Below are 13,468 nucleotides of genomic sequence, written 5' to 3' on the forward strand. Positions count from 1 at the left end.
CTCTAGCGACAAACAGATCCGCTGCGGCGGCGCGCTGTGTCAAAATGGAAATGCCCTTTGTGATAGCGGTCGGCGTCCGGACCCAGAACTGTGCCGAACAGACCGCAAGCACCTGCATGAAGCTCACGCATGGCGTCGCTTGTATCTTCAGCTGTCCACCCGTCGCGTACCGTGATCACAGTGCCATCCATGAGTACGAAAGATGAGATATCAATCGCGCGACCGCGGGCGTGTTCCGACATTCGCGCGCGCGGCTGATTGTTCTGTGTCTTGCACGCATAATGGCCGGCCAGACGAATTCCTTTCAAACCGCCACCCTGATCCGCAAAGGTCGGTTTGGCCGTGTTCTCCAGCCAAGTCTTGAGCGTGATGGCGGTTTCGCAATCCATCAGCGCCAATTGGCTGAGAAAGACATCAGACACCACGCGGATACGCACGGGATCGGCAATGCCGCATCCCCTGTACTTTCCTCTAAAGGGTTTTCGGCTCTCGCCGAGAATGGTCCAGTCACCACACACCGCACCGCGATCGCGCATCCGTTCGCGGCCAACCTCGATCTGACGGAATTTGCAGGGTCGCAGTCGCGGTCTGGGTGATACAGTCAGTTCGCGCTTGGCGGGGGCTGCGACGGCGTCTTCCTCCAACAGGACGTCCAATTCAGCGGACAGGTCATAGGCCACCAGTTCATGCGGTTGAGCCTGCGCAGGCTCCTCGCAATCTGGCGCGGCACTCGCCATTCCTGCGCATAAAATAAACAGAGGGGTTAAAACTCGCATAAAACAACTCGTTCATTTTCCGGCCCGACCGATGGTCGCCTGACCAGCCTCAAAGCAGGTGTCGAGGCGTGGACCAGTCTAGGCTTTGAAAATCCTTTTCCTATTCAAAGCCAGAGTATAGCAGGGATTTCTCATCGCTTGAACAAATTGCTCTGTGCTGGCTTTCCCTTGTTGCCACAGCGCATGTCGAAATGCTGTGCGCATTTGGTGCCCAATTTGAACGCAGAGATGTTGAGGATATCTCGCGGAGCTGGATGTGATGGTGCGGGCGGGGGATAGGTCTGCAATGCGGACAAATCTGCCGTTCGAACGCAGCGTAGCAAAGTCCCCTTTAGAACCAAGAGTTCGAATGCGGGGATGTTGAATCAAGAAATTGGTTAAAACTGTCTGCCAATCCGAAATGAAGGTTTACTACTACATTCGCTGTCGTTTCGTATCTTTAGCGACTTGAGCCACTCAAGTAAGCGCAAGACACAACCACCTGCCTCACACACCTTGAGTTGTGACAAGTTGGAAATGTAGAACCTGTTCATTTCAACAGGTTCTCCTTTCCATAAACTGGCTAACGTTCAGGCAAGCTCACGCGCAATGTGGCGTGCTTGGGCCTGAGCTGAGGCGACCGAAGCTTTGTGACGCTCATCAGCGAATTCCTGGTACTCGGCCGCAGCTTCGAACATGCGTTCTGCGCCCAGGTACTTGCGCAATGTGCTGATATGCGCAGAAAGGTGACCCGAGTCATTGCGAATCCCACCGTCCTCAAAGCCGAATTCGCCAGCCGATGTCAGCAGCACCAGGGTTTTGCCGGACATGATCGGTTCCAGAGGGAAGTCGCCGCGCGCCAAATCAAACGTAAACGTCTTGTTGATCCGGATGATCTGATCAAACCAAGCCTTCAGCGCTGCGGGCATGCCGTAGTTGTACATGGGCGTCGAAATCAGCAGGATGTCGGAGCGGTCGAGCTCGTCAATCAGCGTGTCAGACAAACTGACCAAAGCGCTCTGTTCAGGAGTACGTTCCTCTTCTGCTGTAAAGACGGACGCGATCCAATCGTTGGAAATGAAATCTGGCGGGGTCATTCCGACGTCACGCACAATAATTTCAACGTCGGGATCAACCGTTTTCCACTCTTCCACGAAACTGTCCGCCAAAGCGCGGGAAATGGAGTTATAGGCCGCAACAGGGTTGTCGGTGTGGCGCACGCTGGCGTCAATTCTCAGGATTGTGGTCATCTTGTCACCTAGTCAGTTTGCAATGGACCATTCAAAGGTGAAGCCAGTGACGCGCAGGTACAAATGAAGAGAATTCTGAATGGAGTGAAATGACCTCAGCCATCTCTAATCGCTGAAAAAATCTTCTCCAGATAAGACGCCGTCGCAAGTACATCCGCGTCCCTGTTTGCGCCGCCGCTCAAGGATAGGCTGACCCCCGGTCTCCGTTCTCCAAATGGAATGGAAATTGTTGGCGCATTGAGGAAAGCAGCTTTCATCGATACCGACAGGATAAGGGCGTTTTCCCGTGCAAAGACCCCTTTATCGAGGGTCACGGCCTGAACAGACGGCGGGTACGACGGCAATGTCGGGTAAAGCAGCATCTTCCCTGCCAGTTCCCTGCCAAAGTCCGGGATGAGGGCCCGCCGGATTTCGAGCAATGCCTGCAGATCTTTGCCAAGTATTGAAGCCGCCTGAGCAAGCCGATCCTGCACATTTGGGTCCAGTCTGGCCTGCTGGTCTCCGACCAAACTTGGCAGAAGACGAAAGGCTTCGGCACTCACCAGCGTTCCGCAGGTTTGGAAGACCTCCGTGACACGAGTGAAACTTCGGATATCAACTCTTTCCAATTCGATGCCATGCTCGGACAAATGCTGCTGAGCCTGTTCGTACATAGCCTTGATTTCCGGGGTGAATCCCACCAGGGCATCTTCCCTCAGGCACAGAATTTGACGGCGGGCGTGCCCGGTTTCTTTGCAATCCGACAAAGCGCGATCCACAGCGCAAATCTGACTGACGTTTAAAGCGAGTGAGCCTGGCGTATCCATAGAAGGCGCCAGAGGTAAAATCCCGGCGCTTTCATAGCGGTCCATAGTTGGGCGAAACCCCACCAGGCCCTGACAGGCGGCCGGAATGCGCACGGAGCCGGAGGTATCTGTGCCCAATGCGATGTCGGCCAAGCCCATGGCAACGGCTGACGCCGATCCGCTCGAGGACCCTCCAGGCACCATTGTGCTGTCCAACACATTCAGAGGGGTGCCGAAATGCGGATTAACTCCGAGCCCCGAGAAGGCGAACTCTGACATGTTCACATGGCCTAAGACGATCGCGCCCGCAGAACGGAGCCTGGCGACGATCGGGGCGTCATTGTCTGCTGGTTGAGGATCGATGGCCAAGGATCCCGCATGGCTTCGGAACGTTTGCACGTCGATATTGGCCTTGACCGCAAGAAACTGGCCGTCCAACGGGCCAAGCAGCCTTCCTTCGGCCTGCCGCGCGGCGGCGGATCGGGCATCCTGCAACAGTCTATCTGGCGCAACGCTAAGGAATATCTCGCGATGCGCGTCGAGCGAATCCAGAAAGTCGCGCGTCCGTTGAAGGATATTCATGCCGTCAGAACCGGAGTCTGATAATAAGGCAGTTCTTCAACCCGTACGCTTTGCCGGTCTGCCTCATATTGCATGCGCACGTGCTGTGCGATCTCTCCGAGAGTAGCGAACCAGACGTCACCCCTGTTCAAGACAGAATCCATCCAGTCTTCCACCTGCCGCCACCGCGCCAAACGCCCGGTCAGGAAGGGATGCCAGATGCCAATCCAGAAGCCACCTTCTTCGTATTGGGCTTCGAATTCCTCCCAAAATGGGGTCAGCCCGGCGCGTGGCCCGGCGACGGGCATCATGTAACCAATTTCCTCATAGTGGGCGAATTGCGGCCAGTCGTCGGTCCCCCAATGCGATGGAAGTTCGACCAAAGTCCGGCCGCCTGATCGCATGAGGTATGGCACATCATCCGCCATCAGCGAACTGTCATAGTCGAATTCATGCTTGTTCAGCAGGTCGATGACGGCTTGCGTCACATTGTAAACCGGTGCGCGATAGCCTTTTGGAACATTGCCCAGAACCCGCTTATGCGACTCCAGCGCGCGTTCGAACCAATAGGCTTGTTCAGACGCGCTGTGGTTTGTCGGGTCTTCGTGCAAATAGCCATGATGGCCGATTTCATGACCATCTTTCAGGATGGCTTGCATTGCATCTGGATATTGCTCCACGACCCATCCGGGGGCGAAGAAGGACTGTTTCAGCCCGAGACGTTTGTAGGTTTCTAGAATCCGAGGGATGGCAACCGTCGGCCCGTAGCGCCCCATGGAGATCGGATAGAGGCGATCATGCCCATCGACCGGCCTTGCGATATGGATCAGGCTGTCCGCATCGATATCAAAGGTGATCGCACAGGCGCATCGCGCGCCGTTTGGCCAGATTATTTTCTTCTGCATGGTCTTGCTCCTCTGTCACAATTGCTGGGCGTTGTTCGTCAGCCAATCGTCATACCAGCGCTGCAATGCGGATTTGACGGCGGCATATTCACTAGCGCTCAGCCTTTGATCCGCGGCGCGCTGCATGCCGTCGGTGATGTTTTGAAGAATTATCTTTTCGTCGCACTTTTTGGTCTCGCCGTGCGAAACGGCCAGTTGTCCGCCGGTGAAGACGCTCTGGATATCCGTAGATTTTGCCGAGCTGACCAACAGCTCAACCGGATCAATGCCGGGGTCCAACCAGGGACCTTCAAGACGGTCCAGGCGCAGGATCACAAAGTCGGCGCGCTTGCCGACGGACAGGCTTCCGATGCTGTGATCCATTCCCATCAAACGCGCGCCACCCATAGTGGCCATGTCGAAAACATCCTTCGCGGTCAGGCTAGGGTTCGCCCGATCACTTGACCAATAAAGGCTTTGCGCCAGACGCATTTCGGCGAACATGTCGTCATCACCTGCCAGGCTGGTCCCATCCATCCCCAGTGCGAGGTTGATGCCCATCCGCTTCATCAATGGCGCGGGTGCAATGCCGGAACGCAGCCGCAAATTGGAGCTGGGATTACACACGATATGCGCCCGCACCTCGGCCACTCGCGCCAGATCTTTTTCGTCCGCCCAGACCATATGCACCAAAGACAAGCCGTCAGTGAGCAGGCCAACTTTGCCCAATTCTGCAATGGCACCCTGAAAACTCCAGGCTGTAGCCGACAGGTGTTGCAGTCGAGACTCCTCGGCATGGGTGTGAATGCGCTGGCCACTTTCGCGAATCTTCCTGGCGATGTTGCGCAGGGTCTCTCGGCCCGTCCAATGCGGTGCCGTGGGACCAAACCACACATCAGCGCATTCTGAAGCCGCGTATTCGCCATGCATCCGGGACAGAAGCCGCACAAAACTTTGCGGTTCAATACGTGCGCGCGCAACGTGCTGGCGCTGCAGTTTGCATCGCAGAACCTCGGGCAAGGTAGTCAGAAACGACTGGCTTTGCCCATATGGATGTACAAGCTGGTTGTGCCATCTCTCGCCCGGCGCGATGGCGCAAGACAGGCCAAGCCCGTTATATACGGCGATTTTGTCCCATATCTTCGCTTCGGCAATGGCCGCTGTCTGACCCGCGGTGCAGGCATCCACAACAGCCGTTACCCCATTCTTCAGCAAGCGCATTGCCGCGTATTCGGTGGCGAGGCGCGGCGCAACGTCGGCTGCGCCAGCGGAGGCGAAAATCCAAGGCTCTAACAGGTCATCCCGTATCCCTTGGTTTATCAGGTTCACCCCATAGCAATGGTGATGCGCATTCACAAACCCGGGCAGGATCGCCGTGTTTGTGTCCAAGTGCACCCTTGCGCTGGGATAACGTGACTTCAATACGGCCAGAGGCGCCAATCCACCTATTCTGCCGTCTAGAACATAAAGCGCGAAGTCGTCGTGACTGTGAAAGGCATCTTCGATGATCCAGCGGGCAGAAAATATGTCGCCGCCATCAGCCGTCATGAACAACAAATTCCAGTGCGCTCGGCTTGCCTTCGTCCCCGTTGACTGGAGTGATATCTTGCGGGCAGGCCGACATAACGGCGTAGACTGGCATCTCAGCTTTGAAGGTCATGCTGTCCCCCGGCTTTGACACTGGCGCAGCCCAGGCAAGGCTGCCATCTGGGTGAACTGGTACGTTCATCCACAGATTGAACGGAGCTGGCACATGCGGTGCTTTTTTCCCGATAGCAAGCAAGGCCTGCCTCAAGTTGTCGGCGCAATTGTCGTGGTAATCGGTGACGCCCATTTGCTTGTACCGGTTGGCATCGCAAGCGGCGATCGTTGTGTCATGAACACCCGGCGATGTGTCTTGGGTCAGCGTCAGAAGAGGATTGCGCAGATTGCTGACCAACCTGTCACCGATCTTTGGGAAAACAGACAGAAGATCCGTATGCACATGCGGCATGGACAAATATTCATGCAGCTCTGCCGCATTGAACGCCCAGAAATCGCAGACTTGCCAGCCGGTCGGATTGGTGATGGTCAAAGTTTGTTCGGCTGTCAAACGCACCGCGACGCCGCGACGTGCTGGCACTGTATACCGTTCTGCAATGACCGGGACGCCGTCGGCAGAGACTGTGCTGTCCAGAGTTTGATTGAAACCATCGGGTTGGGAAGGGTCAAAACTATGCATGCGCAAGAACTCCTGATTAGGGGTTCAGAAACGCATGCTTCTCGGCAATTTAGAAATGACAAAAATTCAAGCGACGGATTAGATCGTTGCAGACGCGCTATTCTTCAAAAAACCTTTGACCGACGACGCTGTCGCGAAACTCATCTGCTTGGTCCAATAGCCATTCCCGGAACACACGAACGCGTGCACGATTGGCGTAAGTTTCCGGGCAGACGAGAAAATAGCTCTTGTTCTTCAATGCCGCGTCAAAGGGGGCGACCAGCATATTGCGTTCCAGAAAACGCGCGGCGGCCAAAAGGCTGACCAAGGCCACACCATGACCATCGCTTGCCGTCAGCAAGCAGATGTGTTCCTCGGAATAGGTGACATAGGGCTCGACGTCACTAGTTTGCAAGCCAGCCGCGTCCATCCATCGCTCCCAACTCGGATCCGCATCAGAAAACCCGCTCCATTGGTATTCGATCAGACGAGACTTCAGAAGATCTTCGGGGGAACCCAGTGACTTCGCCTTTTCCACGCTACAGACAGGGGCCACCCAGTCATTCAAGACCCAAGCCACATTGCTGTCAGGATAATCGCCAAAGCCATACCGAATAGCCACATCCACATCGCTGGATTTGAAATCCACCAGTTGATCACTAGACAGAACCCTTACCGAGATATCCGGGTATTTCTCGTAAAAGCCTCGCAGCCGCGGGCTAAGCCAATTGGCGGCAAAAGACCCGGTTGTTGAGATTGTCAATGTGCCCGCAAGGTCGTCTTCCTCCAGCGCGAGAGAGGCGGCTTCAATGTTCTTGAAGGCTTCAATGATGTGGGGCGCGTAGTTGGCCCCATCCTCCGTCAGTTTCAAGGCGCGGGTAAGCCGGTGAAACAGGGGCACCCCAAGTTGATCCTCCAGCGATTTGATCTGATGAGAAATGGCAGTCGGAGTGACGCATAGTTCATCGGCGGCATCCTTGAAACTCAGATGCCGGCAGGCCGCTTCGAAGGCCTGAATACTTTTCAACGACGGTATCTTCGCCATGACGCGCGGCTTTGCTCTCCTGATGCGATGCTAATTCGTCGCTCCACTCTAACCCGATTGCCGGCTCACATGTGGGCGAAATTCTCAGCTGTGAGGTGAAAACATCTAATTTGAGAAGATAGGGCATTCTCTCTTGAATTTGCGTGAAAGTTGGGAGGTTGTCTTGGATCCATTTTTGAAAGTCACTGGCATCGACAAGTCGTTTGGCGCCGTTCGTGCATTGCACAATGTCAATCTGCTGGCCTCGAAGGGCGAGTGCATTGCGATTTTGGGTGAGAACGGAGCAGGTAAAACCACGTTCGCAAGCGTTTTGATCGGCCTGTATCAGCCCGATAACGGCGAAATCAAATTGGGCGGAACACCTGTTTCGGTGACCAGCCCAGCAAAAGCTATTGAGCATGGGATCGGCATGATCCACCAGCATTTCAGCCTGGTCGGCGCGATGAACGCCGAAGAGAACATTCTGATCGGCTTGCCCAGCACAAAGCGGGGTGCCGAAGCGCGGGCGCGCATTCGGCAGCTTTGCAGCGACTTTGACTTTAACGTCGATTTCGACATCCGTGTCACGGAAATGCCTGTGGGCATGAAGCAAAGGGTGGAAATCCTTAAGGCGCTGTTTCGCGATGTATCGATCCTGATCCTGGATGAACCCACCAGCGTTCTTGCCCCGACCGAAGTCGCGCCATTTCTCAAAGGAGTGCGCAAGTTGGTCGCCAACGGCTGCCTTGTCTTTTTCATCAGCCACAAGCTCGATGAAATCCGCGAAATTGCCGATCGCGTCATGATAATGCGCCATGGGCGTGTCGAGGGAGTTCTTCCGGTTGCGACCACGCCCATGGCCCAGATGTCAGCGCTTATGATGGGAGACAAGCCGACCGGCGAAACGGTCGTGATGCTCAAGGCCAAAAAGGCGCGCAATGACATCAGCTCAGCACCGGACGCTCTGGTTGTCTCTGATGTCTGCCTGATCGATCCAGGCGGGGCGGAAATCCTGCAGGATCTGACCCTCTCCGTGAAGGCTGGCGAAATTCTTGGAATCGCTGGGATCGATGGCAATGGTCAGACGGAGTTGAGCGAGGTGATCACCGGCCTCAAAAGGCAAACTAGCGGCGCCATCCACCTTAATGGCACGGAGATATCAAGCGCCTCCATCGCTTCGCGCATTGCAGATGGCATAGGCTTCGTTCCCGAGGACCGCCATGCCGAAGGCTTGGTCCTCTCGCTCAGTGTCGAAGAAAACTTGGCCTTTCGATCCATTGGCGAAGACAGGTTCATGTCTGGCGGTCTGATTTCCCGGCGTGCGATGCACAAGATCGCAAGCAACGTGGTCGCGGCCTTTGACATTAGGCCCCCTGACCCAAAATTGAACGCTTCGGCTCTATCCGGTGGCAATCAACAAAAAATTGTTCTGGCCCGTGAAGTGGCCCGGGCGCGCAATCTTTTGGTCGTCGTGCAGCCGACTAAAGGGCTTGATGTCGGCGCAACGGAATTTGTTCAGAACCAGATCCGCGCCGTCGCCCAAAGCGGCGTGGGGGTTCTCTATATCTCCACTGAACTTGAACATGTGCTCGACATCTCTGACCGTGTCGCCGTGATGGCCTTTGGTCGGATCAAGGGTGTTGTCGATCCAGAAAACACAACTCTTCAAGACATCGGGCTCTTGATGACCGCAGCGCCGGAGGAGGTACAATGAACAGATTTACCATGCAACGCCGGATTGCGATTGCCTTACTGTTAGCGCTGAGCGTTGGCGGCGTGCTGATCCTGCTCGACGGGCACAACCCGTTTGAGGCCTATAAGGTTCTGTTTCTGGAATCTTTCCTGAATTACTGGGGTTTCTCCAATACGCTGGTCAAAGCCTCACCGATGCTTCTGGCGGGGCTGGCCGTAATCATTCCGATGCGCGCCGGTGTGTTCAACATCGGTGGCGAGGGGCAGATCTATATTGGTGGGTTGTTCGGCGCCGTCTTCGCTTTGGCCATCCCCGATCTGCCCGGTCTATTTGGCGTGCCGCTGATATTTGTCGCCGCCGCCGCCGGCGGGGCGTTCTGGGCGGCAATTCCCGCGTATCTAAAAGCCTATCGGGGTACGAATGAGGTCATTGTCACGCTGCTGATGAACTTCATTGCAATCCACATAGTCAGCTACGCCGTGGCAGGGCCGCTATTGGCCGAAGGCGCGCCATATCCTTATTCGGAGGAAGTCTCAGAAGCCTATCGCCTGCCTATTCTGATGCCGCGATCTGATACCCATGTGGGCTTTGTATTCGGGCTGGCCATGACGGTCATCTTGTATTTCTGGCTGCGCTTCACGCCATCGGGTTTCCAACTGGACCTTGTGGGGCGTAATGCCCGCGCTGCGGCCTATGCCGGTGTGGACCAGAAAAAGACCATCATACGCGCCATGTTGATTGGCGGCAGCCTTGCAGGCATGGCCGGCGCAATCGAGGTGATTGGGTTGAAGTACCGCCTGTTCCACCTGTTTAGCGATGGCTACGGCTATGACGGAATTGTCGTCGCCTTCCTTGCGGCTCTTAACCCAATTGTCGCGCCTTTGACCGCGCTGTTCCTTGCCGGGCTTTCTGCTGGCGCGGGAACGATGCAACGTGCCGTCGGGGTCGACAGTTCCGTCATTGAAGTGGTCGAGGGGCTTGTTGTGGTTCTGGTCGCCGCCGCCCTCGTGACACCGCGAACCAGGTTAACATCCGTTCTGAAACCCCTGGCAAAAAACCGGCGGCTGCGCCGCCAAACACAACGCCAAAAGAAAGAGGCATAGGCTATGATTGATCTTGTTTTGCTGGGCGACGTCCTTGCCGGAACCGCCCGATTGGGTACGCCAATTGCCTTTGCTGCCCTTGGCGGGGTGATTGCGGAACGTGGCGGGCTGTACAACATCGGCCTCGAAGGTCAGATCCTCGCCGGTGCGCTCGGCGCCGCTGCTGGTTCTTTCGCAACGGGCTCCGCCATGATCGGGCTCGGATGCGGGATCATTTGCGGCCTGCTCTCAGGCCTGCTGCTTGGGTATATGTCGATCTGGCTGCGCATCAACCAGCTGGTTGGCGGTATCGCCGTCAACCTGCTGCTGGCCGGACTCACAGCTTTTCTGTCCCGTCATATTTTTGGAGCTCAGGCCGGAGGGGCGCGGGTAGACGGGTTCTCGCAGATCGATATTCCCTACTTGTCAGATCTTCCCGTAGTTGGCCCGTCCCTGTTTTCCCAGGATCCGCTGTTCTACCTTTTGATCGGATTGGCAATAGCCGCCTGGTTCTGGCTGATGAAATCCCACAAGGGTCTGGACCTTCGCGCCGTTGGCGAAAACCCGAAGGCCGCGGACTTGGCTGGGGTTCCTGTCTTTCGCATGCAATATCTCGCAATTGCAGTCAGCGGTGCCCTCGCGGCACTTGCTGGGGTGCATCTGGTCTTATCGCAAGTCTATGTGTTTGCGGAAGGCATGAGTGCGGGCAAAGGCTTCATTGCGCTTGCGGCAATCATCTTAGGACGTTGGTCGCCCATCGGCGCGATCTGCGCGGCGCTTTTCTTCGGCTTCTGTGATGCGGTGCAATTCAAACTGCAATTCACCTCGCCAGAGGTTCCCTATCAGCTCTTCCTGATCTTGCCTTACCTCGCATCGCTCATCGCACTTGTGGTCCTCGGCGCCAAGGCCAGCGCACCTGCAAGCGTTGGACTCCCCTACGACCGGGAGCATCGATAGATCTCAGCCGTGACGTGAGAAACCATCGTTTTTCACGTCGCGATCCTCCCGTCACCCTGACAACACATATCCAATATGGGAGAACAACAATGCAATTAAAGTCCAAACTATTGGCGGGGCTTGCGGCACTGATGTTGGCCGGGCCTGCGGTCGCTGACGGGATCGAACGCGCCGCGATCGTTATGCCCGGATCGATTTCTGATAATGGCTGGAACCAAGCCGGATTCGAAGGTCTCACCAAGGCAGGTGAAGTGCTTGGCTTTGAAGCCGCTTTTTCCGAAAGCGTGCATCAGCCGGAACAAATCGAAGTCCTGAGCGACTACGCACGCCGAGGGTATGACCTTGTGATCGGTCACGGCGGAGAGTTCCAGGACGCAGTGGAACGTGTCGCAGCACGCTTCCCAGAAACCATGTTCATGGTGAACAACGGACTGGGCACAAAAGACAACATTGCCAACGCGGATTTCTATTTCAGCCAAATCGCTTATCTAATGGGCTACGTCGCGGGCTCCATGTCAGACACAGGCACCATCGGCATCATCGCGGCGCAACAGTTCAAATTCACGACCGACACGGTTGCTGGATATGAAGCGGGGGCCAAAGCGGCCAATCCGGACATCAGAGTTTTGGTTACCTGGACCGGCGACTGGGATGACATCGCCAAGGGCAAAGAAGCTGCTTTGAACCAAATTTCCCAAGGCGCCGATGTCGTCTGGCCGACAATGGACAGCGCGACGCTGGGCTCCATGCAGGCTGTTCAGGAAAAAGGCGTCTATGGCATCGGCATCTATCGTGATGCGATCAACGAATGGCCGGAAATACTACAGTCCGCTATTCTAGATGTCCGAGGCAACATGCGGTCCTACCTGGAACTGGCAGCTGCTGGCAAACTGGAAGGTGCGCTCTACCGGGCGGATATGGGCAATGAACTGGCCATGCGGATCGGGTCGTTCCACCCAGACATCCCGGTGGACGTTGTCGATGAAGTTAACAAACTGATCGACGCCATGAATTCCGGTACTTTGGTTGTGAATCCACAATAAGGCATCTCTTGTAATCGCTCCTCTTATAAATCTCGCCCCCAAGTCTGGGGGCATTTTTTATTGTTAGAGAAATCAATGATTGAAGCCTTTCGCTTGTACCGCGTGGGATTGCGTTACCCCCAATTTCGCCGGATTCGCTATGCTTTCTATTCCTGTTTATTAGGTCGACAACACCCGAAAAGGAACAAATCCAGGACTGCCTAAGATCCAACCATGCAAAACGCTCAATCAACATCATCCTTGCAAAATCTATGACCAGACATCTATGCGCATTGCAGCATCGGTCGAACTGGGCTCACAGCGGAAACTGGATCGATTTGATTTATCGCTTAAACAAGGTCTCTTGCGACTGCTTGTCACGATTATCTGCACGCAATTCGGCATGCAGTGCGCGACCGGCTTGGACGCCGGGACGGGCACTGACCGTCTCCAGCCAGCGGGTAAAGTGCGGCTTGTCCTCTAACACCTGCTGCTGGCCTTCCCATAGGCTGGCCCAGCCCCAGATTGACATGTCGGCAATGGAATAGAAGTCGCCCGCGACATATTCGTTGTCGGCCAGCCGTCGATCCAGCACGCCGTACAAACGCCCGACCTCGGTGCGGTAGCGGTCTTTTGCATAGGGCAGGTCCTGCGGTGGGTCCATGTAGGGTGCGTATTTCAGGAAGTGATGCGCCTGACCGGCCATCGGGCCAACGCCGCCCATCTGCCACATCAGCCATTCTTCGACCGCGATCCGGTCACGCTCGGTATTGCCATAAAACCGCCCGGTTTTGCGAGCCAGATACATCAGGATTGCCCCGCTTTCGAACACGGAAACCGGCGCGCCGTCGGGCCCGTCAGGGTCAAAGATTGCAGGCATACGGTTGTTGGGCGAAATCTTCAGGAACTCGGGGTCGAACTGATCGCCCTTGCCGATGTTGATCAGATGCGTGGAATAGGGCAACTCCATCTCTTCTAACGCGATGGATACCTTCCACCCGTTGGGGGTAGGCCAAAAATACAGATCAATCGGGTCCGCCATGTGCCCTCCTTTTGTTGAATGGATCATGCGGGTTTCTGACGGGGCGGCAAGGGCCGATTACGCAACCGTGACCGGGGGAACGCCGGGCTTGACGGCAAACCGCCCGAAGCGTATTGCCTCTCGCAGAGCTACGTGGCGATTTGTTACCGGATTGCGGGCCACGCTAAACAACACCGCTAAAAGGTCAGGATGAAAGGCCCCTTTCGCTTGACC

General features: G+C 55.8%; 12 protein-coding genes and 1 riboswitch. Of the genes, 4 read left to right on the forward strand and 8 right to left on the reverse strand.

Annotated features, from left to right (window positions below):
* Positions 1-2 precede the first annotated feature (2 nt).
* The 7 genes from ACR0B0_RS02690 to gcvA all read right to left on the reverse strand — a co-directional run bounded on the left by ACR0B0_RS02690 (position 3) and on the right by gcvA (position 7,480).
* Entirely contained in the window at positions 3-737 is a 735-nt protein-coding gene (locus tag ACR0B0_RS02690) for an extensin-like domain-containing protein (protein ID WP_226688602.1), read from the reverse strand.
* Positions 738-1,345: 608 nt separating this feature from the next.
* Positions 1,346-2,005 (reverse strand): FMN-dependent NADH-azoreductase, encoded by a 660-nt coding sequence (locus ACR0B0_RS02695; RefSeq protein WP_170348310.1) that lies wholly within the window; start codon positions 2,003-2,005, stop codon positions 1,346-1,348.
* Positions 2,006-2,100: 95 nt separating this feature from the next.
* Positions 2,101-3,372 (reverse strand): amidase family protein, encoded by a 1,272-nt coding sequence (locus ACR0B0_RS02700; RefSeq protein ID WP_170348311.1) that lies wholly within the window; start codon positions 3,370-3,372, stop codon positions 2,101-2,103.
* Positions 3,369-4,256 carry a polysaccharide deacetylase family protein gene (locus ACR0B0_RS02705; RefSeq protein ID WP_170348312.1) on the reverse strand — a complete coding sequence of 296 codons (888 nt, stop codon included), beginning with the start codon at positions 4,254-4,256 and terminating at the stop codon, positions 3,369-3,371. The genes ACR0B0_RS02700 and ACR0B0_RS02705 overlap by 4 nt, the downstream gene beginning before the upstream one ends.
* A gap of 15 nt (positions 4,257-4,271) precedes the next feature.
* On the reverse strand, positions 4,272-5,783 hold the full coding sequence (locus ACR0B0_RS02710; protein ID WP_170348313.1) for an amidohydrolase family protein: 1,512 nt from the start codon (positions 5,781-5,783) through the stop codon (positions 4,272-4,274).
* On the reverse strand, positions 5,773-6,456 hold the full coding sequence (locus ACR0B0_RS02715; protein WP_170348314.1) for a DUF1989 domain-containing protein: 684 nt from the start codon (positions 6,454-6,456) through the stop codon (positions 5,773-5,775). Before ACR0B0_RS02715 ends, ACR0B0_RS02710 begins: the two co-directional genes overlap by 11 nt.
* Before the next feature lie 97 nt (positions 6,457-6,553).
* Entirely contained in the window at positions 6,554-7,480 is a 927-nt protein-coding gene (gene gcvA, locus ACR0B0_RS02720) for a transcriptional regulator GcvA (protein ID WP_170348315.1), read from the reverse strand.
* A 268-nt stretch (positions 7,481-7,748) separates the two neighbouring features.
* Here gcvA and ACR0B0_RS02725 point away from each other — a divergent pair, with 268 nt between their 5' ends.
* The 4 genes from ACR0B0_RS02725 (at position 7,749) to ACR0B0_RS02740 (ending at position 12,234) form a co-directional block, all read left to right on the forward strand.
* A complete protein-coding gene (locus ACR0B0_RS02725; RefSeq protein ID WP_480646757.1) occupies positions 7,749-9,173 on the forward strand; it encodes an ABC transporter ATP-binding protein in 1,425 nt (474 codons plus the stop codon).
* Complete coding sequence (locus ACR0B0_RS02730) at positions 9,170-10,255, forward strand: ABC transporter permease (RefSeq protein ID WP_480646307.1); 1,086 nt, start codon at positions 9,170-9,172, stop codon at positions 10,253-10,255. Before ACR0B0_RS02725 ends, ACR0B0_RS02730 begins: the two co-directional genes overlap by 4 nt.
* Positions 10,256-10,258: 3 nt before the next feature.
* Positions 10,259-11,191: an ABC transporter permease gene (locus ACR0B0_RS02735; RefSeq protein WP_480646309.1), complete on the forward strand. Its 933-nt coding sequence runs from the start codon at positions 10,259-10,261 to the stop codon at positions 11,189-11,191.
* An 89-nt stretch (positions 11,192-11,280) separates the two neighbouring features.
* Positions 11,281-12,234, forward strand: a complete 954-nt coding sequence (locus ACR0B0_RS02740) for a BMP family protein (protein WP_480646311.1) — start codon at positions 11,281-11,283, stop codon at positions 12,232-12,234.
* 322 nt (positions 12,235-12,556) lie between these two features.
* Here ACR0B0_RS02740 and ACR0B0_RS02745 read toward each other — a convergent pair whose 3' ends face one another.
* Positions 12,557-13,255 carry a glutathione S-transferase N-terminal domain-containing protein gene (locus tag ACR0B0_RS02745; RefSeq protein WP_480646313.1) on the reverse strand — a complete coding sequence of 233 codons (699 nt, stop codon included), beginning with the start codon at positions 13,253-13,255 and terminating at the stop codon, positions 12,557-12,559.
* Positions 13,256-13,377: 122 nt separating this feature from the next.
* A riboswitch (SAM riboswitch) is annotated at positions 13,378-13,455 on the forward strand.
* The last annotated feature ends 13 nt before the right edge of the window (positions 13,456-13,468 follow it).

The organism is Ruegeria sp. BA12 (genome assembly GCF_056539625.1).